Source organism: Rhizobium aethiopicum (assembly GCF_014197535.1).
In the GTDB taxonomy this organism is placed as follows: Bacteria; Pseudomonadota; Alphaproteobacteria; order Rhizobiales; family Rhizobiaceae; genus Rhizobium; species Rhizobium aethiopicum_A.
This window is the reverse complement of record NZ_JACIFV010000013.1, coordinates 80036-105353: the sequence shown is the minus strand read 5'-3', so window position 1 is coordinate 105353 and position 25318 is coordinate 80036. Positions and strand designations below refer to the sequence as shown.

Below are 25318 nucleotides of genomic sequence, written 5' to 3'. Positions count from 1 at the left end.
GAGGGGACGTGCCCCACGAGACATTGGTGGGGGACGGAAAGGTCGCGGCACATGCCCTTCTCCCCGCGAGCGGGGAGAAGGTGGCGGCAGCCGGATGAGGGGCTGTTCTCCCGGATCTTCTCTTACGAACCGCCATAGGCGGCGATCGCCGCCATGTTGACGATGTCGCTGTCCTTGGCGCCCATCGAGGTTATCTGCACCGGCTTGTCGAGGCCGACGAGGATCGGGCCGATCACAGTGGAGCCGCCGAGTTCCTGCAACATCTTCGTCGAGATCGAGGCCGAGTGGAAGGCCGGCATGACGAGGACATTGGCGGGGCCGGAAAGCCGGCAGAAGGGATATTGCTCCATCACCTTGCGGTTCAGAGCGACATCGGCGGCCATTTCACCGTCATATTCGAAATCGACCCGGCGGCGGTCGAGGATCTTCACCGCCTCGCGCACCCGCTCGGAGCGTTCGCCGGAGGGATGGCCGAAGGTGGAATAGGCAAGCAAGGCGACGCGCGGCTGATAACCCATGCGCCGTGCGAGACCGGCAGCCTCTTCGGCGATATCGGCAAGCTCCTCGGCCGTCGGCATGTCATGCACGGCCGTATCGGCGACGAAGACCGTGCGGCCGCGGCAGAGCGCCAGCGACACGCCGATGACACGGTGGCCAGGCTTCTCGTCGATGCAGCGCCGTACATCCTCGAGCGCGGTGGAATAGTTGCGGGTGATGCCCGTCACCATGCCGTCGGCGTCGCCGAGTGCCACCATGGTGGCGGCGAAGTGGTTACGGTCATTGTGGATCAGGCGCTGGGCATCGCGATGGAGGTAACCGCGCCGCTGCAGCCGGGCATAGAGATAATCGATATAGGCCTCGACGCGGGTCGAGATACGGGCGTTGACGATCTCAAGGCCGGGCCGGTTGAGATCGATGCCGGCGCGCTCCGCCGTCGCCCGGATCAGATCCTCGCGGCCGAGCAGGATGGCGGTGCCGAGCTGCTGGTTGGCGTAGGACATGGCAGCGCGCAGGACCTGTTCTTCCTCGGCCTCGGCAAAGACGATCCGCTTCGGGCGGCGGCGCACACGTTCGTAGAGGCTGGCAAGCGTCGAGGCGATCGGATCGCGGCGCGCCGAAAGCTCGCGGGCGTAACCGGCCATGTCGGTGATGACCTTGCGGGCGACGCCGCTTTCGATCGCGGCTTCCGCGACCGCCACCGGGATTGCCGAGATCAGGCGCGGATCGAAGGGAACCGGAATGATGTATTGCGGCCCGAAACGCGGGCGGTTGCCCTGATAGGCGGCGACGACATCATCGGGCACGTCCTCGCGGGCAAGGTTTGCCAGCGCCTTGACGGCGGCGATCTTCATCGCGTCGTTGATGGTGGAGGCGCGCACATCGAGGGCGCCGCGGAAGATATAGGGAAAACCGAGGACGTTGTTGACCTGGTTCGGATAATCGGAACGCCCCGTCGCCATGATGGCGTCGTCGCGGATGCGGGCGACCTCCTCCGGGGTGATCTCGGGATCGGGATTGGCCATGGCGAAGATGATCGGCCGGTCGGCCATCGAACGGATCATCTCGGCCGAGAAGGCGCCTTTCTGCGACAGGCCGAAAATAACGTCGGCGCCGTTCATCGCCTCTTCCAGCGTGCGCGCGTCGGTTTTTGCCGCATGCGCCGATTTCCACTGGTTCATGCCCTCGGTGCGGCCCTGATAGATGACGCCCTTGGTATCGCAGAGGATGATGTTCTCGGGCGCAAAGCCCATCGCCTTGATGAGTTCGACGCAGGCGATCGCCGCAGCGCCGGCGCCGTTGCAGACGAGCTTCGTCGTCTTCAGGTCGCGGCCGGTCAGTTCCAGCGCGTTGATCAGGCCGGCGGCGGCGATGATCGCCGTGCCGTGCTGGTCGTCGTGGAAGACCGGGATGTCCATCAGCTCGCGCAGCCGGCTCTCGATGACGAAGCAATCCGGCGCCTTGATGTCCTCGAGATTGATGCCTCCGAAGGAGGGGCCGAGGAAGCGCACGCAATTGATGAACTCGTCGACATTTTCCGTATCGATCTCGAGATCGATGGAATCGACGTCGGCAAAGCGCTTGAAGAGCACCGACTTGCCCTCCATGACCGGCTTGGAGGCGAGCGCGCCGAGATTGCCGAGGCCAAGGATCGCCGTGCCGTTCGATATGACGGCGACCATGTTGCCGCGCGCGGTATAGTCATAGGCGGTCTGCGGATCGGCGGCGATTGCCTTGACCGGCACGGCGACGCCCGGGGAATAGGCGAGCGAGAGGTCGCGTTGCGTCGCCATCGGCTTGGTCGGGTTGATCTCCAGCTTGCCGGGGCGGCCCATGGCGTGAAAATCAAGCGCCTCCTGATCGGTCACCGAGGTCACCGGCCGGTCCTTATTGTCGATATCGGGCATAAATCCTCCAACGTCCTGTGGGCGACGCTTCGCTCTTCCTCAAATGCAGTTGTCATCTATAGCGGCGCGCGGATAGGGTTGGCACCTGTTTTTTTGGGAAAAACTGCACCTCCGTGAACGCACGAATAGACATTGGGAATGAAGCCTTTTCGGCTGCCGAGCTCGCCACGGCGGAAAGCCGCGCCTCGGCGACGCCGATGATGGAGCAATATATCGAGATCAAGGCGAACAATCCGGGTTCGCTGCTGTTCTATCGCATGGGCGATTTCTACGAACTGTTCTTCGAGGATGCGCTGGAGGCCTCGCGCGCGCTCGGCATCACGCTGACGAAGCGCGGCCAGCACATGGGCCAGGATATTCCGATGTGCGGCGTGCCCGTGCATGCGGCCGACGACTATCTGCAGAAGCTGATTTCGCTCGGCTTCCGCGTCGCCGTCTGCGAACAGATCGAGGATCCGGCCGAGGCCAAGAAACGCGGCGCCAAATCGGTCGTCAAACGCGACGTGATCCGTCTCGTCACACCAGGCACGATCACCGAGGAGAAGCTGCTCTCGCCTTCGGAATCGAATTATCTGATGGCGCTTGCCCGCATCCGTGGCGGCGCCGAGCCGCAGCTGGCGCTCGCCTGGATCGACATTTCCACAGGCGTCTTCCGGCTTGCCGAGACGGAAAGCTCGCGGCTGCTTGCCGACATCCTGCGCATCGATCCGCGCGAATTGATCCTGCCCGACACGATCTTCCACGATGCCGAGCTCAAGCCGGTCTTCGACGTGCTTGGCCGAACCGCAGTTCCGCAGCCTTCCGTGCTCTTCGACAGCGCCAGCGCCGAAGGCCGGATCGCGCGTTATTTCGGCGTCTCGACCCTCGACGGCTTCGGCAGCTTCTCGCGCGCCGAGCTGGCGGCGGCGGCGGCCGCCGTCGCTTATGTCGAGAAGACGCAGATCGCCGAACGGCCGCCGCTTGGAAAGCCGGAGAGGGAAAGCGCGGCGTCCACGCTTTTCATCGATCCGGCCACCCGCGCCAATCTGGAACTTGCCCGAACGCTGTCGGGCGATCGCAACGGTTCGCTCCTGAAGGCAATCGACCGCACCGTCACCGGCGGCGGCGCACGGCTTCTCGCCGAACGGCTGATGTCGCCGCTGACCGACCCCGCTCGCATCAATGCGCGGCTCGATTCGATCGGCTTCCTGATCGAAGAGCCCTCGCTCTGCGGCAAGCTCCGCGACACGCTGAAACATGTGCCCGACATGCCGCGCGCGCTGTCCCGCCTGGCGCTCGACCGCGGCGGGCCACGCGATCTCGCCGCAATTCGCCAGGGCCTGCAAGCGGCCGGCGGACTTGCCGATCTGCTTGCAAGCGCGATGCTTCCGGAAGAGCTTGATCAAGCGCTCTGCGGGCTGCAGGCCCTTCCCGCGGGCCTCGAGACCCTGCTTGCCGAGACGCTCGCCGATGAATTGCCGCTGTTGAAACGCGACGGCGGTTTCCTGCGCGACGGCGCGAGCGCCGAGCTCGACGAGGTCCGGGCGCTGCGAGACCAGTCGCGCCGGGTGATCGCCGGGCTGCAATTGCAATATGCCGAGGAAACCGGCATCCGGTCGCTGAAGATCAAGCACAACAATATCCTCGGCTATTTCATCGAGGTGACCGCCGGCAATGCCGCCCCGATGACGGAGACGGCCGAGGCAAAGGCCCGTTTCATCCACCGCCAGACGATGGCGAGCGCCATGCGCTTCACCACCACCGAACTTGCCGATCTCGAAAGCCGCATCGCCAATGCCGCCGATCGGGCGCTGACGATCGAACTCGACGCCTTCGACAGGATGACGGCGGCCGTGGTGGCTGAAGCCGAAGCAATCAAGGCGGGCGCGCGGGCGCTTGCGGTGATCGACGTCGCCGCGGGCCTGGCGCTGCTCGCCGAAGAACAGGCCTATTGCCGGCCGCAGGTCGACGGTTCGAAGATGTTTGCGATCGAAGGCGGGCGCCATCCGGTCGTCGAGCAGGCGCTGCGCCGGCAGGCGGGCGGCCCCTTCGTCGCCAATCATTGCGACCTCTCGCCGAAAACAGGCGACAAGGACGGCGCGATCTGGCTGCTGACCGGCCCCAACATGGGCGGTAAATCGACCTTCCTGCGTCAGAACGCATTGATCGCGATCCTGGCGCAGATGGGCTCCTTCGTGCCGGCGACATCGGCCCATATCGGCATCGTCGACCGGCTGTTCTCGCGCGTCGGCGCCTCCGACGATCTGGCGCGCGGACGCTCCACCTTCATGGTCGAGATGGTGGAAACGGCTGCCATTCTCAACCAGGCGAGCGACCGTTCGCTCGTCATCCTCGACGAAATCGGCCGCGGCACCGCCACTTTCGACGGGCTGTCGATTGCCTGGGCCGCCGTCGAGCACCTGCACGAGGCCAATCGCTGCCGCGGCCTCTTCGCCACGCATTTCCACGAGTTGACCGTGCTTTCGGAAAAGCTTGGCCGGCTATCGAACGCGACGATGCGCGTCAAGGAATGGGACGGCGACGTGATCTTCCTGCACGAGGTCGGCCCGGGGGCCGCCGACCGCTCCTATGGCATTCAGGTCGCACGTCTTGCCGGGCTTCCGGCCTCGGTCGTGTCGCGGGCCCGCGACGTGCTCACCCGCCTCGAAGATGCCGACCGCAAGAACCCGGCGAGCCAGCTGATCGACGATCTGCCGCTCTTCCAGGTGGCGGTGCGCCGCGAGGACACGGCCCGCGGCGCCTCCAAGGTCGAAGAGGCGCTGAAGACGATGAGCCTCGACGACATGACGCCGCGCGAGGCGCTCGATGCGCTCTACGATCTCAAGAAAAAGCTGAAATAGGAGCGCAGCCCATGTTCATGGAGAAGCTGGTTCGCGAAACCGAGCGCCTGTCGCTCATCTGCTCCATGCTCGACACGATGCGGCGCGCCGACAAGGACCGCAACGCGCGCGGCTGGACATCGCCGATCGGCCTGCTGAAAATCACCCGCTCTTGCGCTATGATCTCCGAACTCGGAACGTCGATCGCCAAGGCGGGCTACCGCGAGTGCGACAGGGTGACGCTCGAGGAGATCCAGCGCGAGACCCGGCAGGTGCTGTATTCGCTGCATGCGCAGGTCGCAGACTGAGGCCTTACGGAAAGGCCGCCGCTTGCGGCAAGCGTCCCGCATCGCAGCATGGCAACACCATTTCGCCAAATTTAAAGGTTCTTGCAGTACGAAGGCCCGTGTCAATCGCCGGGCAAAGAGGTTATAGCGCATGCAGACGAAACGTGAGGCGAGCCTCGATCAGGCAGCCCGGCATGAACAGGAAACCAGACCTGTGAGCGCGACGCGCAACCTCGATTTCTCGGAGATCCTCGACGCCGAGCTCTTGCAGAAGCAGTGCGACGCCGTTGCCGAGGCCAATCGGAACCGACCCGACATCATGCGCGCCGATCTTCTCGCGGCGCTGAAAAAGGCGAGCACGGACGGACGGCAGAAGGCGCGCGCGGCCCTTGCCGCCGACGGCAGCGGTCTCAATTGCGCCTATCGGATTTCCTGGCTGCAGGACCAGATCATCACCGTCCTCTACAATTTCGCCACTGCCCATATCTTTCCGTTGCAGAAGGACAAATTCGCGGTGACCGCCGTCGGCGGCTACGGCCGTGACACGCTGGCGCCGGGCTCCGATATCGACCTGCTCTTCCTCTTCCCGCCGCGGCCGGCGGAGGAGACGCACAAGGCGGTCGAATTCATGCTCTACGTGCTCTGGGACATGGGCTTCAAGGTCGGGCACGCCACCCGCACGGTGGAGGAATGCATCGCGCTGTCCAAGTCCGACATGACGATCCGTACCGCGATCCTCGAGATGCGCTATATTTGCGGCCTGCAGCGGCTGGAAACCGAGCTCGAAGCCCGTTTCGACAAGGAGATCGTCACCGGGACCGGCCCGGAATTCATCGCCGCCAAACTGGCCGAGCGCGACGAGCGCCACCGCAAGGCGGGCGACACGCGTTACCTCGTCGAGCCCAACGTCAAGGAAGGCAAGGGCGGGCTTCGCGACCTGCACACGCTGTTCTGGATCTCGAAATATTACTACCACGTGCGCGACCAGGCGGAGCTGATCAAGCTCGGCGTCTTGTCGAAACACGAGTATCGCCTGCTTGAGAAAGCCGACGATTTTCTCTGGGCGGTGCGCTGCCATATGCACTTCCTGACAGGCAAGGCCGAGGAGCGGCTGTCCTTCGACATCCAGCGCGAGATCGCCGAGGCCTTCGGTTATCACACCCGCCCAGGCCTTTCGGCGGTCGAGCGTTTCATGAAGCACTATTTCCTGGTGGCCAAGGATGTCGGCGATCTCACCCGCATCCTGTGCGCGGCACTCGAAGACCAGCAGGCGAAGTCGATCCCGGGCCTCACCGGCGTCATCAGCCGCTTTACCCATCGCACCCGCAAAATCGCCGGCAGCGTCGAATTCGTCGAAGACCGCGGCCGCATCGCTCTTGCCGACGCCGATGTCTTCAAGCGCGATCCGGTCAGCATCCTCAGGCTCTTTCACGTCGCCGACATCAACGGGCTGGAATTCCATCCCGACGCGCTGAAACGCGTCACCCGTTCACTCGCGCTGATAGACAGCAGCTTACGGGAAAACGACGAGGCGAACCGCCTCTTCATGTCGATCCTGACGTCGAAGCGCGACCCGGCGCTGATCCTGCGCCGCATGAACGAGGCCGGCGTGCTCGGCCGCTTCATCCCCGATTTCGGCAAGATCGTCGCGATGATGCAGTTCAACATGTATCACCATTATACGGTCGACGAGCATCTGATCCGCACCGTCGAAGTTCTCTCGGAGATCGACAAGTCACGGGCGGAGGATCTGCATCCGCTCGCCAACAAGCTGATCTCGGGAATCGAGGACCGCGAGGCGCTCTATCTCGCCGTTCTCCTCCATGACATCGCCAAGGGCCGCCAGGAGGACCATTCGATTGCCGGCGCCCGCGTCGCCCGCAAGCTCTGCGCCCGCTTCGGACTGTCGCAGAAGCAGACGGAACTCGTCGTCTGGTTGATCGAGGAACATCTGACGATGTCGATGGTGGCGCAGACCCGCGACCTCACCGATCGCAAGACCATTATCGACTTTGCCGATCGCGTGCAGTCGCTCGACCGGCTGAAGATGCTTCTGATCCTGACGATCTGTGATATCCGCGCCGTCGGTCCTGGCGTCTGGAACGGCTGGAAGGGCCAGTTGCTGCGCACGCTCTATTACGAAACCGAGCTGCTGCTGGCCGGCGGCTTTTCGGAAGTCTCCCGCAAAGAGCGGGCCAATGCCGCCGCCGAGGCGCTGCGCGGCGCGCTTTCCGACTGGAGCCAGAAGGACCGCAACACCTATACGAAGCTGCATTACCAGCCCTACCTGCTCTCCGTGCCGTTGGAAGACCAGCTCCGCCACGCCCACTTCATCCGCCAGGCCGACAAAGCCGGCCAGGCGCTCGCCACCATGGTGCGCACCGACAGCTTCCACGCCATCACTGAGATCACCGTGCTGTCGCCCGACCATCCCAGGCTGCTCGCCGTCATTGCCGGCGCCTGTGCTGCGGCCGGCGCCAACATTGTCGACGCCCAGATCTTCACGACCTCGGACGGACGGGCGCTCGATACGATCCATGTCAGCCGTGAATTTGCCGACGATGCCGACGAGCTGCGCCGCGCCGCCACGATCGGGCGGATGATCGAGGATGTACTGGCCGGCCGCAAGCGCCTGCCCGAGGTCATCGCCACGCGCACGCGCAACCGCAAGAGAAGCAAGGCTTTCGACATTCCGCCCTCGGTCAACATCACCAACAGCCTGTCGAACAAGTTCACGGTCATCGAGGTCGAATGCCTCGACCGGCCGGGCCTGCTGTCGGAGATCACTGCCGTGCTCTCCGATCTGTCGCTTGACATCCAGTCGGCGCGCATCACCACCTTCGGCGAGAAGGTGATCGACACCTTCTACGTCACCGACCTCGTGGGTCAGAAAATATCCGGCGACAGCAAGCGCGCCAATATCACCGCCCGCATGAAGGCCGTAATGGCGGAGGAGCAGGACGAGCTGCGCGAGCGCATGCCCTCCGGCATCATCGCGCCTGCCGCCACCCGGACGTCACCCGCAGCCGAAAAGAAAGCCGATTCTCCCGCATGAGCCCCAAAGCATGAGCCTCGTCAAGAAATTCGCGACCGTCGGCGGCGCCACTCTCGGCAGCCGGATCTTCGGTTTCGCCCGTGAAACGCTGATGGCGGCGGCGCTCGGCACCGGACCGATGGCCGACGTCTTCTACGCCGCCTTCCGTTTTCCGAACCTCTTCCGCCGGCTGTTTGCCGAAGGCGCCTTCAACGCCGCCTTCGTGCCGCTCTTTGCCAAGGAAATCGAGGCGAACGGCACGGACGGCGCCAAGCGCTTTTCGGAAGAAGTCTTCGGCGTCTTGTTTTCGGTGCTGCTCCTCATCACCATCGTGATGGAGCTTGCCATGCCGCTCTTGGTGCGCTTCATCATCGCGCCGGGTTTTGCCGACGATGCCGAGAAATTCTCGATCACGATCCGCATGGCGGCCGTGATGTTTCCCTATCTGATGTGCATGTCGCTGACGGCGATGATGAGCGGCATGCTGAATTCGCTGCATCATTTCTTTGCCGCCGCCATCGCCCCCGTCTTCCTCAACGTGGTGATGATCGGTGCGCTGTTTTATTCGCTCTATACCGGCGCCGATCCGCTCGCGACGGCCTGGTATCTCTCCTGGGGCGTTCTTGCCGCCGGGGTGCTGCAGCTCGCCGTCGTCTATATCGGCGTGCTGGCGGCCGGCATGAGCATCGGCCTCCGCTTTCCGAAGATGACGCCGAATGTCAAGCGGCTGCTGATCCTCGCGGTGCCGGCCGCCGTCACCGGCGGCATCACCCAGATCAACCAGCTGATCGGCCAGGCGATCGCCTCCTCCCGTGACGGCGCGATCGCCGCCCTGCAATATGCCGACCGCATCTATCAGCTGCCGCTCGGCGTCGTCGGCGTCGCTGTCGGCGTCGTGCTGCTGCCGGAGCTGGCCCGGGCGCTGAAGGGCGGGGCGCTACGCGAAGCGGCAAACCTGCAGAACCGCTCCATCGAATTCGTGCTGTTCCTGACCATCCCCGCCGCTTTCGCGCTCTGGATACTCTCCGACGAAATCATCCGCGTGCTCTACGAGCGCGGCGCCTTCCATCAGGAAAACACCGCCGTCGTCGGCTCGATCCTGGCGATTTACGGGATCGGCCTGCCGGCCTTCGTGCTGATCAAGGCGCTGCAGCCGGGCTTTTATGCCCGCGAGGACACCAAGACGCCGATGCGCTTCTCGGCGATCGCAGTGGGGACCAACTGCGTGACGGCGCTGACCCTCTTCCCCGTTATGGGCGCGCCCGGCATCGCCGTCGCCGAAGCCACCGCCGGCTGGATCAGCACGCTTCTGCTGTTCACCACGCTTCTGCGCCGCGGCCATCTGACATGGGAATGGGCGCTGGCAAAACGCGCCGCCCTGCTGATCGTCGCCTCGGCCGTCATGGGCGCGGCGATCGTCTTCCTCAAGCACTATTGGGCGCCGTGGCTCGCCTCCGGCGCGCCGCTTCTGAGCAAGGTCGGTACGCTGGGGCTGCTGATAGCCATCGCCATGCTCATCTATTTCGCCGCCGCCTTCCTGATCGGCGGGGCGGATCTCGCCATGATAAGGCGCAACCTGAACCGCAAGCCGGTGAAGACGGAAGGGTGAGGTCGAGCCACGGGTTAACACCCCTCCCTACAAGGGGGAGGGGCTCTGCGCGGCACCGCCCCACGTCAAACATCAACGCTTCTGCGGATGAGACGGTCAAAGGAATAAGGTCGGCGCGGCATTCAAGCCCCTCCCCCTTGTGGGGATGGGTTGGGGAGGGGTTTTAGGCGGTCGGAACCGACAGCCGTGGCACACACCCCGCACACACCTTCCTCTCTCGCTTAACAATCGACCCATCGCCGTTGCGGGCCGACATCGACATGAATGATGCCGTTGCAATAGCTGCCGATGCCACCGATGCCTGGAGCTGTCTTGGCGGCAGCAATGATTGTTCGTTCCGAGAGGCCCGGCACCCTGATATCGGCCGCCAGGCATTTTCCATGCAGGGAGCCATGACGGCGGGGATGTGGCCGGAGGCCGGAGGTGACGATCGGGCGGCGTCCGGTCTTTGCGGCGATATGCGAGAGGATCGCTCGCAGGCGCTCTGGAAAACAGCCGGCGCGCACGCTGACGGTCTGGACCGCATAGGCGAGACGCGCCTCATGCTTGGGAAGGTGAATGGCCGGTCTCTTGCTGTCTTGACCGACGGCGCCGGTTGCGGATTGTAGGGCGAAAAGGCCTGCCATGGCGAGCAAACGGGTGTTCTGCATGGTCCCCTCCGGGCGGTTCGCCTGGCGACTGACGGGCCGCCAGTGTGCGGAGAGGATTTTCAGTTCAATAAAAGCTTTTCTGTGAAATTTTATACTCAGTTTGAACTAAGGACGCTGATCAATTCGGCTTAAAAGTGAGCGTCCTTCGCGTTCTAGATGGAATAAACATCCAAACATGGGAGATCACATGACCGTCCAGTCTCTTTTTCTCGTCACGCTCGTCGTCGACGATTACGACCGCGCCAAAGGCTTCTATTGCGGCACCCTCGGTTTCGATTGCCTTCAGGACGAGCCCCAGCCGGGGGGCAAACGCTGGGTGGTGGTGAAGCCGAAAGGCGGAGATGGCGCCGCCTTTCTGCTGGCGCAGGCGGCAAACCAGACGCAGCGGGCGGCGATCGGCAACCAGACGGGTGGCCGCGTCGGCTTCTTCCTGAAGACCGACGATTTCGCCCGCGATCATGCCGCCCTGCTTGCGGCCGGCGTGCGCTTTCAGGAGGAGCCCAGGCATGAGGTCTACGGCACGGTCGCCGTCTTTGCGGATCCTTACGGCAACACCTTCGACCTGATCCAGCATGCTGCAGCCCGAACCTCTTGATTGCGACCGGCCGCCCGTGCATAAGCCGCGGCGTTAGCAACATGGGCGGGAAGCCCTGGGGCCCTCCACCAGCCTACTGAGGACGACATGAGCGAATTCAAGAAACTCGTATTCTCCGGCGTACAGCCGACCGGCAATCTGCATCTCGGCAATTATCTCGGTGCCATCCGCCGCTTCGTGGCGCTGCAGGAAGGCAATGACTGCATCTATTGCGTCGTCGACATGCATGCGCTCACCGCCCAGCTGGTGCACGAGGACATGCCGAGCCAGACGCGCTCGATCGCCGCCGCCTTCATCGCCGCCGGCATCGATCCGGAAAAGCACATCGTCTTCAATCAGTCGGCCGTGCCGCAACATGCGGAACTCGCCTGGATCTTCAACTGTGTCGCCCGCATCGGTTGGATGAACCGCATGACGCAGTTCAAGGACAAGGCCGGCAAGGACCGCGAGCAGGCTTCGCTCGGTCTTTACGCCTATCCGAGCCTGATGGCCGCCGATATTCTCGCCTATCGCGCCACTCATGTGCCTGTTGGCGAGGACCAGAAGCAGCATCTGGAGCTTGCCCGCGACATCGCGATGAAGTTCAACCTCGATTATGCCGAGCACATTCGCAAGAGCGGCTACGGCATCGACATCACCGTCGGCGACGAGCCGGTGCATGCCTATTTCCCCATGGTCGAACCCTTGATCGGCGGACCGGCGCCGCGCGTGATGTCACTGCGCGACGGCACCAAGAAAATGTCGAAATCCGATCCCTCCGACCTTTCGCGCATAAATCTGATGGACGACGAGGAGGCGATCTCGAAGAAGATCCGCAAGGCCAAGACAGATCCGGACGGTTTGCCGAGCGAGGTGGACGGGCTGCAGGGCCGGCCGGAAGCCGACAATCTGGTGGCGATCTATGCCGCGCTCGCCGACAAATCGAAGGGCGAGGTTCTGGCCGAATTCGGCGGTCAGCAATTCTCCGTTTTCAAGCCGGCGCTGGTCGATCTCGCCATCCATGTGCTGGCGCCGATCACCGGCGAGATGCGTCGGCTGATGGACGATACCAGCCATATCGACGCGATCCTGCGCAAGGGCAGCGAACGGGCGAGAGCCCGTGCTGAAGTGACGATGAGCCAGGTACGCGACGTCATCGGCTTCCTCTACTGAGGCAGATCTCCTCTTCTGCCCTTCTGGGTGGAGAAGGGGATCTCCTTCAGAGCGCGAGGCGCCAAAAAACTGCGCTTGCAATTTTTCCGCTTCGGGTGTCAGAGTCCGCGCCATGGTATCGAAGCGACTCTCACGGCTCGAAGGTCACCGCCGCAAATTCATGGCGGTGATCGACGGGACACCCGAATGCCAGCGCGCCGTTCATTATGCCGGGCGGCGCGCGAAGAACTCCAATGGCGGCCTGGTGCTGCTCTATGTGATCCCCAACGGCGATTTCCAGCAATGGCTCGGCGTCGAGGAGATCATGCGGGCCGAGGCCCGCGAGGAAGCCGAGGCAACGGTTGCCAAGATCGCCCAGATCGTCCGCGAGACGATCGGCATCGAGCCTGAGGTCGTCATCCGTGAAGGCAGTGCCGCCGAGCAGATCAACGCCGTGATCGAGGAAGACCGCGATGTGGCGATCCTCGTTCTTGCCGCCGGCTCGGCAAAGGAAGGCCCGGGACCGTTGGTTTCGTCGGTCGCCGGACGCGCGGCGGCGTTTCCGATCCCGGTCACCGTCCTGCCGGATACACTGACCAACGAGGAAATCGACGCCCTCTGCTGAGCCTATTTCTTGAGTACAAGTCTCTTGATTAGGCCAGGCAATGGGCTTATCTTCTTTTGAAGAATTCTAAAGACGGCCGAGGTCTCGAGCCTGTCGCATGGAGAGCCAGATGTTCATTCAGACCGAAGCCACACCGAACCCCGCCACACAGAAGTTCCTGCCGGGCAAGGTCGTCATGGAAAACGGCACCGCCGAGTTCCGCAGCGCCGAAGAGGCTGAAGCCTCGCCGCTCGCCGCCCGCCTGTTCGAAATTCCTGGGGTCACCGGCGTCTATTTCGGCTATGATTTCATTTCCGTTTCCAAGGACAACGCCGAATGGCAGCATCTTAAGCCGGCTATCCTTGGCTCGATCATGGAGCATTTCATGTCCGGCAAGCCGGTCATGGGGGACGCTTCCATCCTTTCCGAGGACGTCGATGCCGGCGACGAGTTCTTTGATGAAGGCGACGAATCGATCGTGCTGACCATCAAGGAGCTTCTGGAGACCCGCGTGCGCCCGGCCGTCGCCCAGGACGGCGGCGACATCACCTTCCGCGGCTTCAAGGACGGCAAGGTCTATCTGAACATGAAAGGCTCCTGCTCCGGCTGCCCGTCTTCGACGGCGACGCTGAAGCACGGCGTCCAGAACCTGCTGCGCCATTTCGTTCCCGAAGTGCAGGAAGTGATTGCCGCTTAAGAATTTCGAATTCGCTCCGACCGTTCATCTCAGGTTCGGTCGGACGGTTTATGGTTAGGCGACAAACAGTTTATTCGGAAATTGATGGCATGATCGTTCTGGCGCTCGACACGGCAGGTGTGGATTGCGCTGCCGCCGTTTATGACAGCGGCAGGAATACGGTGCTGGGGGAGGCATCGGACATGATCGGCAAGGGGCATGCTGAACATCTAATCGGGATCATCGATCGCGCACTGGATCAGGCGGGAGTGACACTTTCTCAGATCGACCGCCTCGCCGTCACCATCGGCCCCGGCTCCTTTACCGGTATCCGCGTCGGCGTTGCCGCGGCCCGCGGTTTTGCGCTTTCCCTTAATGTGCCCGTCGTCGGCGTCACCACGCTCGCGGTGATGGCATCAGCCCAGCGTGAGAAGACGCCCGGCCGCGCCGTGCTGGCGGCGATGGACGCCAAGCGCGACGAAATCTATCTCCAGTCCTTCGCAGCCGATGGTTCCCCGCTCGATCAGCCGCGGGCGGCAAGCGTCGCCGAGGCCCAGATTGTCGCCGCCGGCTTCGATGGTGAAATCACCGGTTCGGCAACGCCGCTCCTGAAGGCCGGCGCCGGTGGCGATCACCCCAACGTCTTTCCGATTTCGATTGTCGCGCGTCTGGGGGCTGCCGCCCCTGCCGATGCCGGAAAGCCCAAGCCCCTTTATCTGCGCGGACCGGATGCCAAGCCGCAGGCCGGATATGCGATTGCGCGACGAGTGTAACCATGCTGGAAGCCTATCTGACGCTGAAGCCGGAATTCGAGATCATCGCCATGGAGCGCGAGGATTGCCGCGACGTCGCCGTCTTACATGGCGAGCGTTTCGCCCGGCCCTGGGGCGACGGCGAGTTCCACAGCCTGCTGTCGCAGGAGACTGTTTTCGGCTTCGTCGCGCGCCAGACCAATGCCATCCTGAAAAAGCCGCTTCCCGGCTTTATTCTTGCCCGCCAAGTCGCCGGCGAGGCCGAGATCCTCACGATTGCCGTGCAGGCGAAGGTCGCCCGCGCCGGGCTGGGCTGGCGGCTGATGCAGGCGGCGATGCGCGAGGCGCGGGTGCGTGGCGGCGAGAGCATGTTTCTCGAGGTCGACAGCGGCAATACGGCGGCGCTCGGCCTCTACCGCAAGCTCGGCTTTGAAAAGGTCGGCGAGCGCCAGGGCTACTACAAGCAGGAAAACGGCGCCCGTTCCACGGCGCTTGTCATGAAGCGCGTTCTTCGATAGTTCCGTGGCAGAAAGATAACATCCGCACCGGCACGAACGCCGTGCAGGCATTGCGGAAACACGAATATCTCTAGAGGCGGCCATGACCGATGTAGCCAAGACCCTTGAGGAGCTTTGCGCCGAACGCGGCATGCGCATGACCGAGCAGCGCCGCGTGATCGCACGCATCCTCGAAGAGTCGGAAGACCATCCTGACGTCGAAGAGCTTTACCGCCGTTCGGTGAAGGTCGATGCGAAGATATCGATCTCTACAGTCTATCGCACCGTCAAACTGTTCGAAGATGCCGGCATCATCGCCCGCCACGACTTCCGCGACGGGCGCTCGCGCTACGAAACGGTGCCGGAAGAGCATCATGATCATCTCATCGACCTGAAGACCGGCAAGGTCATCGAATTCCGTTCGCCTGAGATCGAGGCGCTGCAGGAGCGCATCGCCCGCGAGCACGGCTTCCAGCTGGTCGACCACCGCCTGGAACTCTACGGCATTCCGTTGAAGAAGGAAGATCTCTGAAGCGATGGCAGCCCGGGAGTGCCGCATTTGATCGCCTGGCTGCGCATTGCCTTCGCTGCGGTCGTCATCCTTGCCGTCAGCATCGCGCTCATGCCGCTGCAGGTGTTGGCCCTGCGTTTCGACTGGCGGCTGCGCCGCAGACTTCCGCGCGTCTGGCACCGTATCATCTGTTATTGTCTCGGCCTCCGCATCCGGGTGACGGGCAGGCTGGAAGACCGCCGGCCGCTGATGCTCTGCTCCAACCATTCGTCCTGGCTTGACATCATGGTCATGTCGGCCGTCGCCGACGTCGCCTTCATCGCCAAGATCGAGGTCAGCGACTGGCCGATCTTCGGCACCCTCGCCAAGCTGCAGAAGAGCGTCTTTGTCGTGCGCGAGGAGAGGCGCAAGACCGGCCATCAGGCAAATGAAATCGCCGGGCGCATGGCCGACGGGGAAATTGTCGTGCTTTTTCCGGAGGGCACGACCTCAGACGGCAACCGGTTGCTGGAGGTCAAGTCGTCGCTGTTCGGCGCTGCCGCGATGGCGGTGCCTTATTCGCCGACGGGAACCGTCGTGGTGCAGCCGGTGGCCGTTGCCTATACCAGGGTGCATGGCATTCCGATGGGACGCTACCACCGGCCGCTCGCCGCCTGGCCGGGGGATATCGAGCTCCTGCCGCATCTGATCGACATTCTCAGATGCGGCGCAATCGATGCGGAGGTTTCCTTCGGCGAGGCGGTGGAATACCGCGCCGACAGCAATCGCAAGGAGGTGAGCGCGACGATCGCCTCGCGCATCCGCAGCCTTCTCAACACAAGCCTGCGCGGTCGCGATATCGGCTAAGCCGAGAGGTCTCTTTTCTCGGGCGGCAAAAACCACTAAATAGCGCGCCATGACACAGGATAACGCCCTTCTTCAGGCCCCGGAGGTTTCTCTCCGCGACGGCAGCAACAGCCGCAAGGTCTTCATCAAGACCTATGGCTGTCAGATGAACGTCTATGATTCCACGCGCATGAGCGATGCTCTTGCCCGCGACGGCTACGAACCGACCGAAGACATGGAACAGGCGGATCTCGTTCTGCTCAACACCTGTCATATCAGAGAGAAGGCGGCGGAGAAGGTCTATTCGGCGCTCGGACGGCTGCGCGAGATGAAAAAGAAGAAAGCAGCCGACGGCCGGGAGATGATGATCGGCGTTACCGGCTGCGTCGCCCAGGCCGAAGGTGAGGAGATCCTGCGCCGGGCGCCGGCTGTCGACGTCGTCATCGGCCCGCAGACCTATCACCGCCTGCCGGAGGCGTTGCGCCGGGCCAAAGAGGGCCAGCGGGTCGTCGATACTGAATACGCGATCGAGGACAAGTTCGAGCATCTGCCGATTGCCGAGAGCCGCAAGATCCGCGCCCGCGGCGTCACCGCCTTCCTGACGGTGCAGGAGGGCTGCGACAAGTTCTGCACCTTCTGCGTGGTGCCCTATACGCGCGGCTCGGAAGTGTCGCGGCCGGTCTCGCAGATCGTCGAGGAGGCCGAAAAGCTCGCCGAAGCCGGAGTGCGCGAAATCACCTTGCTCGGCCAGAACGTCAATGCCTGGCATGGTGCCGGACCGCGAGGCGAGGCCTGGAGCCTCGGCGACCTGCTCTACCGCCTTGCCGAGGTCCCCGGCCTGGCGCGGCTGCGTTATACCACAAGCCATCCGCGCGACATGGACGACCGGCTGATCGAGGCCCATCGCGACCTCCGGGCGCTGATGCCCTACCTGCACCTGCCGGTGCAATCGGGCTCCGACCGGATCCTCAAAGCGATGAACCGGCGTCATACGGCGGCCGAATATCTCAGCCTGATCGAACGCATCCGCGCAGTGCGGCCCGATATCGCGCTGTCGGGCGATTTCATCACCGGTTTTCCGGGGGAGACAGACAAGGATTTTGAGGATACACTCAGACTTGTGGAGGAGGTGCGCTATGCGCAAGCCTTCTCGTTCAAATACTCGACTCGGCCGGGCACACCCGGCGCGGAACTGAAGGACCAGGTGCCGGAAGAGATCAAGGCAGAACGGCTGGAACGCCTGCAAGCGCTGCTTTTGAAGCAGCAGCAGGAATTTGCCGAATCCTGCATCGGCAAGGAGATCGATCTGCTGCTCGAAAAGCCCGGCCGCATGCCGGGACAGCTGATCGGACGTTCTCCCTGGCTTCAATCCGTGAATGTTGATGCAAAAGCATCGCAAATCGGTGACATTATCAAGGTGCGAATCACCGGAACCGGAACGAACAGCCTGTTTGCCGAACGCGCAGAGGCTGCGGTCTAACCCAAGGAGCCCGACCGCTTGAACGGACAAGAATTGGTTTCTTCTTCACCGCGCCACCCCCGCACGCCGAGCGACACCAATCACTTCGTCCTGACGTTCGAGAACAATCGGTTCGCCAGCGAACTCTTCGGCCAGTTCGACCAGAACCTAAAGCTGCTCGAGGAGCGGCTGAACATCGATGCACGGGCGCGCGGCAATTCCGTCGTCATATCGGGCGATGTCGTGACCACCAACCAGGCGCGGCGCACCCTCGATTATCTCTATGAAAAGCTTCAGAAAGGCGGCAGCGTGGAACGATCCGACGTCGAGGGCGCAATCCGCATGGCGGTCGCCGCCGACGATCAGCTCAGCCTTCCCACCATGGAGCGCAAGGCCAAGCTGACGATGGCGCAGATTTCGACGCGCAAGAAGACGATCATCGCCCGCACGCCGACGCAGGACGCCTACATCAGGGCGCTGGAGCGCGCCGAGCTCGTCTTCGGCGTCGGCCCGGCCGGCACCGGCAAGACCTATCTCGCCGTCGCCCATGCCGCCCAGATGCTGGAGCGCGGCGCGGTCGAAAAGATCATCCTGTCGCGCCCGGCCGTCGAGGCCGGTGAGCGCCTCGGCTTCCTGCCCGGCGACATGAAGGAAAAGGTCGACCCCTATCTTCGGCCGCTCTATGACGCGCTCTATGACATGATCCCCGCCGACAAGGTCGATCGGGCGATCACCGCCGGCGTCATCGAGATTGCCCCGCTCGCCTTCATGCGCGGCCGTACGCTCGCCAACGCCGCGATCATCCTCGACGAAGCGCAGAATACGACGTCGATGCAGATGAAGATGTTCCTGACGCGTCTCGGCGAAAATGCCCGTATGATCGTCACCGGCGACCCGAGCCAGATCGACCTGCCGCGCGGCGTCAAATCCGGCCTCGTCGAGGCCCTGGAGCTGCTGAACGGCGTCGAGGGCATCTCGATCGTGCGCTTCAAGGACACCGACGTCGTGCGTCATCCGCTGGTCGGCCGCATCGTCAGAGCCTATGACGCCACCTATCTTGTCGAAGCCGAAGACGTCGGTCGGCAGGGCTAATGGCCGAACTCGATATCCAGATCAGCATCGAGGACATCGGCTGGCCCGGCGAGGAAACGCTGCTGGTCTTTTGCGAGCGCGTGCTCGGGGCCGCCGCGGTCTATCTGCGCGACAATGAGAAGCAGCCTTTCCCGAAGATGCCGCCGGAGGTTTCGCTGGTCTTTACCGACGATGCCTCGATCCAGGACATCAATGCCGAATGGCGCGGCAAGGACAAGCCGACCAATGTCCTCTCCTTCCCGGCCTTTCCGGTTCAGCGCGGCAAGCTGCCCGGGCCGATGCTCGGCGACATCATCATCGCCCGGGAGACGGTGGAGCGGGAAGCCCAGGAACTCGAAAAGAGTTTTGACGACCACCTGACCCATCTTCTGGTGCACGGTTTCTTGCATCTTCTCGGCTACGACCATATGAATAATGCCGAAGCCGAAATTATGGAGGGGCTGGAGACTCGCATTTTGGCGCAGCTCGGCCTATCTGATCCCTACGAGGGTCAAGACCTTAAAATGGAACCATGAGCGACTTTACGACGAAGCCGGCGGCAGACGCCAAGGACTCCGAATCATCCTCTTCTTCGGATGAGGTCGGCAGTAGTAGTCGGCCATCCGGCCGATCCCAATCCTTCTGGTCGCGCGCCGCCCGCATTCTCCGCCCGCAGCAGGGCTCGCGACTGCGCGAGGATCTTGCCGATGCGCTGATGACCGATGCGGCCGGCGACGACGCTTTTTCGCCCGACGAGCGGGCAATGCTGCACAATATCCTGCGCTTTCGCGAGGTGCGCGTCGCCGACGTGATGGTGCCGCGCGCCGATATCGAGGCGGTGGACCAGAACATCACCATCGGCGAGCTGATGATCCTGTTCGAGGAATCCGGCCGCTCGCGCATGCCTGTTTATGCCGATACGCTCGACGACCCGCGCGGCATGGTGCATATCCGCGACCTGCTCTCCTATGTCGCCAAGCAGGCGCGCAACAAGCGCCGCGGCCCGGCAAAGCCGGCCGCTGCAGCGCCGGCGATCGAAGTCGCGCCGGAGAACATCCAGAAGCCGCCGCGCTCGACCAAGCCGAATTTCGATCTTGCCCGGGTCGACCTGCAGAAGACGCTGGCCGAGGCCGGCATCATCCGCAAGATCCTGTTCGTGCCGCCGTCGATGCTGGCCTCCGACCTCTTGCGCCGGATGCAGGTGAACCGTACGCAGATGGCGCTCGTCATCGACGAATATGGCGGCACCGACGGTCTCGCCTCGCACGAGGACATCGTCGAAATGGTGGTCGGCGACATCGACGACGAACATGACGACGAAGAGGTGATGTTCAAGCGCGTCGCCGAAGACGTCTTCGTCGCCGACGCCCGTGTCGAGCTGGAAGAGATCGCCGAAGCGATCGGACCGGATTTCGACATCAGCGAACAGGTCGACGAGGTCGACACGCTGGGCGGGCTGATCTTCTCCGCGCTCGGCCGCATCCCCGTCCGCGGCGAAGTCGTCCAGGCCCTGCCGAACTTCGAATTCCATATCCTCGACGCCGATCCGCGCCGCATCAAGCGGCTGCGCATCACCCGCAAGCGCCACGCGATCCGCCGCCGCGCCAAGGAGGCTGGCGACATCACACCCGGATCCGAGACCGGCGACGACCGGTCGGCTGAATCGACCACCAACTAGGCATCGGTACGGAAATCGGAATTGCCTTTCGGGCCGATGCGGGAACAGGACAAAGAGCCGCTTTTTTGAAAGACTGCGAATGGGTTGATTCGCGGTTTGATGGGAGTGCGCATGGAGCGGCTTGCGGACAGGGTTATCCTCGTCTGGGGGTTAAAACGGTCGTTGCTGGCCGTCGCCGCTGGAGCATTCGCCGCTCTGGCGCTGCCGCCTTTCGGTTTTTTCGCGGCGATGTTCCTCTCCTTCACGCTGCTCGTCTGGCTGCTCGACGGGACGGCAGCTTCTCCTGAAAGCGGCCTGATCGGCAGGCTATGGCCGGCCTTTGCCGTCGGCTGGCTGTTCGGCTTCGGCTATTTCGTCGCCGGCCTTTGGTGGATCGGTCATGCCTTGCTGGTCGATTCGGAGGAATTTGCCTGGGCACTGCCCCTGGCAGTCCTCGGGCTGCCGGCCGGCCTTGCGGTCTTCTATGGGCTGGCGACTGCCCTTGCCCGGATCGTCTGGTCCGACGGCATGGGACGGATCGCCGCGCTGGCGGCCGGCTTCGGCCTGATGGAATGGCTTCGAAGCGTGATCCTCACCGGCTTTCCCTGGAATGCCATCGGTTACGGCCTGATGCCCGTTCCGCTGATGATGCAGTCGGCGCATGTGATCGGTGCGATGGGGGTGACGACACTTGCCGTCTTCGTCTTTTCCGCCCCGGCGCTGATCGGGACGCGACAGGGCGCGAAGCCTGGAATTGCGCTCGCCATCCTGCTGTTTGCCGCCCATCTCGGTTACGGCGCCTATGCCCTTTATCTGGCGCCGCGGCCGCAGTCCTTACCCGAAGACAAGCGGCCGGTGGTGCGGCTGGTGCAGCCGGCCATCGACCAGGCGGCGAAGATGGACAACGACGCCGACCGCAATGCGATCTTCGAGACCCATCTGAAGCTTTCCGCCGAAGCGCCCAGAAACGGCGGACGCAAACCCAACATCATCGTCTGGCCGGAAACCTCGATCCCCTTCATCCTCACCGACAACCAGGATGCGTTGACGCGGATCGCCGATACGCTCGACGACGATCAGATCCTGATCGCCGGCGCGGTGCGCGCCGAGGAGATGGGGCCTGGCACCCCGGTGCGCTACTACAATTCCATCTATGTGATCGACGGCCGCGGCCAGATCATCGCCGCCTCCGACAAGGTGCATCTCGTGCCTTTCGGCGAATATCTGCCCTTCGAGGAAATCCTCACCGAACTCGGTATCCAGAATGTCGTCGAGATACCAGGCGGCTTTTCGGCCGCAGCAAGCCGGCACCTTCTGGCGCTGCCCGGCGGCCTCAATCTCTACCCGCTGATCTGCTATGAGATCATCTTTCCGGGCGAAATGACCGGCGACATCGTGGATGCCAACGCGCTCCTCAACCTCACCAACGATGCATGGTTCGGCATCACGCCCGGGCCCTACCAGCATTTCCAGCAGGCGCGGGTGCGGGCAATCGAGACCGGCCTGCCGCTGATTCGCGACGCCAACAACGGCATATCGGCACTCGTGAACGCGCATGGGGAAATCATCGCAGGCCTCGATCTTGGTGAGACCGGCTTCATTGATGCAACTGTTGATGGGTTCGGCAATGGGTTCGGAACCACATACCCCCTTCAGACATACTTCTGGTTGACCGAAGCACTGTTGATGCTGATTGCGCTAATTTCTCGCAAAGGTTTTATTTGAGGGTTGAATTGACCAAAAACCCCTAAAATTGCATAGTGATGACAATCGGCGTTGTTAACGTTTGCTTGAAGGTGGTTTCCCCACCGCTTGCAACGTGGCGTTTTGGGATGGATCAGGGGCATGCCGGTTGGAAACAGAAATTCGTAGCTAGGGCACGACCATGATTGAAAATAAGAAGAAACCGAATCCGATCGACATCCATGTTGGCAGCCGCATTCGCCTTCGCCGAACGATGTTGGGCATGAGCCAGGAAAAGCTTGGCGAAAGCCTCGGCATCACCTTCCAGCAGATCCAGAAATACGAGAAGGGCACCAACCGTGTCGGCGCAAGCCGTCTGCAGAACATCTCGAGCATCCTCAATGTTCCGGTCTCCTTCTTCTTCGAGGATGCGCCCGGCGAACATGCTGGCGCCGCCGGCGGCATGGCCGAAGCCTCCAGCTCGAATTACGTCGTAGACTTCCTCTCCTCCTCGGAGGGCCTGCAGCTCAACCGCGCCTTCGTGAAGATTTCCGATCCCAAGGTTCGCCGCAAGGTCGTGGAACTGGTCAAGGCGCTCGCTGCCGAAGCCGACGCTGACTGATCCAGCTCTCATTGCAAAATAGGAAAGGCGGTCGAAAGGCCGCTTTTTTTGTCTTTTTCGGGCAAAATTTGTCACCTCACCACTGATATAAAGATATATTTATGTCCTTGTGCGCTTGTCATCGGCGCTCGAACTGAGTACCTACTAGCTGGCTTTTATTCTTTGAGGGGAATCCCGGAATGCGCGCGAATTATCTCTTTACCAGCGAATCTGTTGCCGAAGGTCATCCGGACAAAGTGTGTGACCGCATCTCCGACGAGATCGTCGATCTGGTCTACCGCGAAGCGGCCAAGACCGGCGTCAATCCGTGGGGCGTGCGCATTGCCTGCGAAACGCTGGCGACGACCAACCGCGTCGTCATCGCCGGCGAGGTCCGCCTGCCGCCGAGCCTGATGAAGAAGGACAAAGATGGCAAGGACGTCATCAATCCCTCGAAGTTCAAAGCCGCTGCTCGCCGCGCCATCAAGGATATCGGCTACGAACAGGACGGCTTCCACTGGAAGAAGGCAAAGATCGACGTGCTGCTGCACTCGCAGTCGGCCGATATCGCCCAGGGCGTCGACAGCGCCGCCGACCAGCAGGGCGACGAGGGAGCCGGCGACCAGGGCATCATGTTCGGTTACGCCTGCAAGGAAACGCCGGACCTGATGCCGGCTCCAATCTATTATTCTCACAGGATCCTGCAGCTGCTGGCCGCCGCCCGCAAGAAGGGCGACGGTGAAGTCGCCAAGCTCGGCCCCGACGCCAAGAGCCAGGTGACCGTGCGTTACGTCGACGGCAAACCCTCGGAAGCGACCTCGATCGTACTTTCGACCCAGCATCTCGATGAGAGCTGGGATTCCAAGAAAGTCCGCGCCGTCGTCGAACCCTATATCCGCGAGGCGCTCGGCGAGCTGAAGATCGCCGAGGATTGCAAGTGGTACATCAATCCCACCGGCAAGTTCGTCATCGGCGGACCGGACGGCGATGCAGGCCTGACCGGCCGCAAGATCATCGTCGACACCTATGGCGGTGCGGCTCCGCATGGCGGTGGTGCATTCTCCGGCAAGGACACGACCAAGGTCGACCGTTCGGCTGCCTATGCCGCCCGCTACCTCGCCAAGAACGTCGTCGCCGCCGGCCTCGCCGACCGCTGCACGATCCAGCTCTCCTACGCCATCGGCGTCGCGCAGCCGCTGTCGATCTATGTCGACCTGCACGGCACCGGCAAGGGTGTGTCGGAAGACCAGGTTGAAGCGGCGATCCGCCAGAACATGGACCTGTCGCCGTCGGGCATCCGCCGTCACCTCGACCTCAACAAGCCGATCTACGCCAAGACCTCGGCCTATGGCCATTTCGGCCGCAAGGCCGGCCGTGACGGCTCATTCTCCTGGGAGCGCACCGACCTCGTCAAGGCGCTCAAGGAAGCCGTCAAGACCAAGGTCGCTGCATGACGGATATGGAACGCCGGGGACGAGCGACCGAAGCCTTTTTCGGTCGCCGCAAGGGAAAGGCCCTGCGCGAACAGCAGGCGGAAACGCTGAACAGCCTGCTCCCGGCATTCCTCATCGATCTCTCGGCGGCTCCCCCGGAGCCGCTGACATCCCTCTTCCCGATTCCGGTCACGACATTGCGGCTGGAAATCGGTTTCGGCGGCGGCGAACACCTGATCCATCGGGCGCTGGAGAGACCTTCGACCGGTTTTATCGGCGTCGAACCCTTCGTCAATTCGATGCAAAAGCTTTTGTCGCGTATCGGCGAGACCGGCGCCTCCAATATTCGCGTCTATAATGACGATGCGACGCAACTGCTCGACTGGCTGCCAGATGGCGCGCTCGACCAGATCGATCTGCTCTATCCCGATCCCTGGCCGAAGCGGAAGCACTGGAAGCGCCGCTTCGTCTCGAAGACCAATCTCGACCGCTTTCACCGCGTGCTGAAGCCCGGCGGCCTTTTCTGCTTCGCCTCCGACATCGACACCTATGTGAACTGGACGCTGCTCAAATGCCGCGACCATGGCGGCTTCGACTGGATGGCAGAAAACGCGGCGGATTGGCTGACCCCCTATGAGGGCTGGCCGAGCACGCGCTACGAGGCGAAGGCGCGCCGCGAGGGCCGGTCGTCAGCCTATCTGACCTTCAGCAAGATCTGAATTCGGCGAACACTGCGCTGGAAGCAATTGAAGGCGATAGTGAAGGCGTGCCGTGCGGCCCCCTCATCCGACCCTGCGGGCCACCTTCTCCCCGCTGGGGAGAAGAGGGAGAATGCCGCTTCTCGATCGACCCCGTTGGATGGAGTGCGTATGAACAGGTGGGTTCGTTGGCCAGTATCGGCGCGCCTTGCTCCCCTCTTCTCCCCAGCGGGGAGAAGGTGGCCCGAAGGGCCGGATGAGGGAGCCACACGGCACGGTGCCAACGACGACCAGTCTATTTGCAGTATAGCTGCAAATGCC

General features: G+C 62.8%; 22 protein-coding genes. 20 read left to right on the top strand and 2 right to left on the bottom strand.

All coding sequences use genetic code 11. The annotated features are described in order from the left end of the window. Positions 1-122: 122 nt before the first annotated feature. On the bottom strand, positions 123-2405 hold the full coding sequence (locus GGD53_RS18345; RefSeq protein ID WP_184458110.1) for an NADP-dependent malic enzyme: 2283 nt from the start codon (positions 2403-2405) through the stop codon (positions 123-125). A 113-nt stretch (positions 2406-2518) separates the two neighbouring features. Here GGD53_RS18345 and mutS point away from each other — a divergent pair, with 113 nt between their 5' ends. From mutS to murJ, 4 genes are all read left to right on the top strand, one after another. Next, on the top strand, positions 2519-5245 hold the full coding sequence (gene mutS / locus GGD53_RS18340) for a DNA mismatch repair protein MutS (protein ID WP_184458108.1): 2727 nt from the start codon (positions 2519-2521) through the stop codon (positions 5243-5245). An 11-nt stretch (positions 5246-5256) separates the two neighbouring features. Next, complete coding sequence (locus GGD53_RS18335) at positions 5257-5532, top strand: hypothetical protein (protein WP_184458106.1); 276 nt, start codon at positions 5257-5259, stop codon at positions 5530-5532. A gap of 130 nt (positions 5533-5662) precedes the next feature. Then, entirely contained in the window at positions 5663-8566 is a 2904-nt protein-coding gene (locus GGD53_RS18330) for a [protein-PII] uridylyltransferase (protein ID WP_184458104.1), read from the top strand. Between the two features lie 10 nt (positions 8567-8576). After that, a complete protein-coding gene (gene murJ / locus GGD53_RS18325; RefSeq protein WP_184458102.1) occupies positions 8577-10154 on the top strand; it encodes a murein biosynthesis integral membrane protein MurJ in 1578 nt (525 codons plus the stop codon). Between the two features lie 221 nt (positions 10155-10375). Here the strand turns inward: murJ and GGD53_RS18320 are convergent, their stop codons facing one another. Further along, on the bottom strand, positions 10376-10804 hold the full coding sequence (locus GGD53_RS18320) for a YcbK family protein (RefSeq protein ID WP_184458100.1): 429 nt from the start codon (positions 10802-10804) through the stop codon (positions 10376-10378). 187 nt (positions 10805-10991) lie between these two features. On the opposite strand from GGD53_RS18320, the gene GGD53_RS18315 reads away from it, so the two are divergent. From GGD53_RS18315 to trmB, 16 genes are all read left to right on the top strand, one after another. Continuing rightward, on the top strand, positions 10992-11399 hold the full coding sequence (locus tag GGD53_RS18315; RefSeq protein ID WP_184458098.1) for a VOC family protein: 408 nt from the start codon (positions 10992-10994) through the stop codon (positions 11397-11399). Positions 11400-11486: 87 nt separating this feature from the next. Next, complete coding sequence (gene trpS, locus GGD53_RS18310) at positions 11487-12551, top strand: tryptophan--tRNA ligase (protein ID WP_184458096.1); 1065 nt, start codon at positions 11487-11489, stop codon at positions 12549-12551. 112 nt (positions 12552-12663) lie between these two features. Then, a complete protein-coding gene (locus tag GGD53_RS18305) occupies positions 12664-13155 on the top strand; it encodes a universal stress protein (RefSeq protein WP_011423764.1) in 492 nt (163 codons plus the stop codon). A gap of 109 nt (positions 13156-13264) precedes the next feature. After that, a complete protein-coding gene (locus GGD53_RS18300; RefSeq protein ID WP_184458094.1) occupies positions 13265-13831 on the top strand; it encodes a NifU family protein in 567 nt (188 codons plus the stop codon). A gap of 89 nt (positions 13832-13920) precedes the next feature. Next, positions 13921-14583 carry a tRNA (adenosine(37)-N6)-threonylcarbamoyltransferase complex dimerization subunit type 1 TsaB gene (gene tsaB / locus GGD53_RS18295; protein ID WP_184458091.1) on the top strand — a complete coding sequence of 221 codons (663 nt, stop codon included), beginning with the start codon at positions 13921-13923 and terminating at the stop codon, positions 14581-14583. A gap of 2 nt (positions 14584-14585) precedes the next feature. Further along, positions 14586-15080 carry a GNAT family N-acetyltransferase gene (locus GGD53_RS18290; protein ID WP_184458089.1) on the top strand — a complete coding sequence of 165 codons (495 nt, stop codon included), beginning with the start codon at positions 14586-14588 and terminating at the stop codon, positions 15078-15080. Between the two features lie 82 nt (positions 15081-15162). Continuing rightward, positions 15163-15591 (top strand): Fur family transcriptional regulator, encoded by a 429-nt coding sequence (locus GGD53_RS18285; RefSeq protein WP_184458087.1) that lies wholly within the window; start codon positions 15163-15165, stop codon positions 15589-15591. Between the two features lie 27 nt (positions 15592-15618). Further along, the gene (locus GGD53_RS18280) at positions 15619-16416 is read left to right on the top strand and encodes a lysophospholipid acyltransferase family protein (RefSeq protein ID WP_184458085.1); all 798 of its coding nucleotides are present in this window, start codon (positions 15619-15621) and stop codon (positions 16414-16416) included. Positions 16417-16465: 49 nt separating this feature from the next. Next, positions 16466-17875, top strand: coding sequence for a tRNA (N6-isopentenyl adenosine(37)-C2)-methylthiotransferase MiaB (gene miaB / locus GGD53_RS18275; protein ID WP_184458083.1), 1410 nt, complete (start codon positions 16466-16468; stop codon positions 17873-17875). Between the two features lie 18 nt (positions 17876-17893). Continuing rightward, entirely contained in the window at positions 17894-18946 is a 1053-nt protein-coding gene (locus tag GGD53_RS18270) for a PhoH family protein (RefSeq protein ID WP_064800439.1), read from the top strand. Next, entirely contained in the window at positions 18946-19461 is a 516-nt protein-coding gene (gene ybeY, locus GGD53_RS18265; protein ID WP_184458081.1) for an rRNA maturation RNase YbeY, read from the top strand. Before GGD53_RS18270 ends, ybeY begins: the two co-directional genes overlap by 1 nt. Further along, complete coding sequence (locus GGD53_RS18260; RefSeq protein ID WP_184458079.1) at positions 19458-20603, top strand: hemolysin family protein; 1146 nt, start codon at positions 19458-19460, stop codon at positions 20601-20603. The genes ybeY and GGD53_RS18260 overlap by 4 nt, the downstream gene beginning before the upstream one ends. 111 nt (positions 20604-20714) lie before the next feature. Then, positions 20715-22307, top strand: coding sequence for an apolipoprotein N-acyltransferase (lnt, locus tag GGD53_RS18255; protein ID WP_184458077.1), 1593 nt, complete (start codon positions 20715-20717; stop codon positions 22305-22307). Between the two features lie 160 nt (positions 22308-22467). Beyond that, positions 22468-22887: a helix-turn-helix domain-containing protein gene (locus GGD53_RS18250; RefSeq protein ID WP_011423753.1), complete on the top strand. Its 420-nt coding sequence runs from the start codon at positions 22468-22470 to the stop codon at positions 22885-22887. A 179-nt stretch (positions 22888-23066) separates the two neighbouring features. After that, positions 23067-24320 (top strand): methionine adenosyltransferase, encoded by a 1254-nt coding sequence (gene metK, locus GGD53_RS18245; RefSeq protein WP_184458075.1) that lies wholly within the window; start codon positions 23067-23069, stop codon positions 24318-24320. Then, complete coding sequence (gene trmB / locus GGD53_RS18240; RefSeq protein WP_184458073.1) at positions 24317-25018, top strand: tRNA (guanine(46)-N(7))-methyltransferase TrmB; 702 nt, start codon at positions 24317-24319, stop codon at positions 25016-25018. The genes metK and trmB overlap by 4 nt, the downstream gene beginning before the upstream one ends. The last annotated feature ends 300 nt before the right edge of the window (positions 25019-25318 follow it).

Bases quoted from the DNA above. Each gene is read 5' to 3' on its own strand.
- GGD53_RS18345 (WP_184458110.1), bottom strand. From the start codon at position 2,405: ATGCCCGATATCGACAATAAGGACCGGCCGGTGACCTCGGTGACCGAT.
- GGD53_RS18335 (WP_184458106.1), top strand. From the start codon at position 5,257: ATGTTCATGGAGAAGCTGGTTCGCGAAACCGAGCGCCTGTCGCTCATC.
- GGD53_RS18330 (WP_184458104.1), top strand. From the start codon at position 5,663: ATGCAGACGAAACGTGAGGCGAGCCTCGATCAGGCAGCCCGGCATGAA.
- murJ (WP_184458102.1), top strand. From the start codon at position 8,577: ATGAGCCTCGTCAAGAAATTCGCGACCGTCGGCGGCGCCACTCTCGGC.
- GGD53_RS18320 (WP_184458100.1), bottom strand. From the start codon at position 10,804: ATGCAGAACACCCGTTTGCTCGCCATGGCAGGCCTTTTCGCCCTACAA.
- GGD53_RS18315 (WP_184458098.1), top strand. From the start codon at position 10,992: ATGACCGTCCAGTCTCTTTTTCTCGTCACGCTCGTCGTCGACGATTAC.
- trpS (WP_184458096.1), top strand. From the start codon at position 11,487: ATGAGCGAATTCAAGAAACTCGTATTCTCCGGCGTACAGCCGACCGGC.
- GGD53_RS18305 (WP_011423764.1), top strand. From the start codon at position 12,664: ATGGTATCGAAGCGACTCTCACGGCTCGAAGGTCACCGCCGCAAATTC.
- GGD53_RS18300 (WP_184458094.1), top strand. From the start codon at position 13,265: ATGTTCATTCAGACCGAAGCCACACCGAACCCCGCCACACAGAAGTTC.
- tsaB (WP_184458091.1), top strand. From the start codon at position 13,921: ATGATCGTTCTGGCGCTCGACACGGCAGGTGTGGATTGCGCTGCCGCC.
- GGD53_RS18290 (WP_184458089.1), top strand. From the start codon at position 14,586: ATGCTGGAAGCCTATCTGACGCTGAAGCCGGAATTCGAGATCATCGCC.
- GGD53_RS18285 (WP_184458087.1), top strand. From the start codon at position 15,163: ATGACCGATGTAGCCAAGACCCTTGAGGAGCTTTGCGCCGAACGCGGC.
- miaB (WP_184458083.1), top strand. From the start codon at position 16,466: ATGACACAGGATAACGCCCTTCTTCAGGCCCCGGAGGTTTCTCTCCGC.
- ybeY (WP_184458081.1), top strand. From the start codon at position 18,946: ATGGCCGAACTCGATATCCAGATCAGCATCGAGGACATCGGCTGGCCC.
- GGD53_RS18260 (WP_184458079.1), top strand. From the start codon at position 19,458: ATGAGCGACTTTACGACGAAGCCGGCGGCAGACGCCAAGGACTCCGAA.
- lnt (WP_184458077.1), top strand. From the start codon at position 20,715: ATGGAGCGGCTTGCGGACAGGGTTATCCTCGTCTGGGGGTTAAAACGG.
- GGD53_RS18250 (WP_011423753.1), top strand. From the start codon at position 22,468: ATGATTGAAAATAAGAAGAAACCGAATCCGATCGACATCCATGTTGGC.
- metK (WP_184458075.1), top strand. From the start codon at position 23,067: ATGCGCGCGAATTATCTCTTTACCAGCGAATCTGTTGCCGAAGGTCAT.
- trmB (WP_184458073.1), top strand. From the start codon at position 24,317: ATGACGGATATGGAACGCCGGGGACGAGCGACCGAAGCCTTTTTCGGT.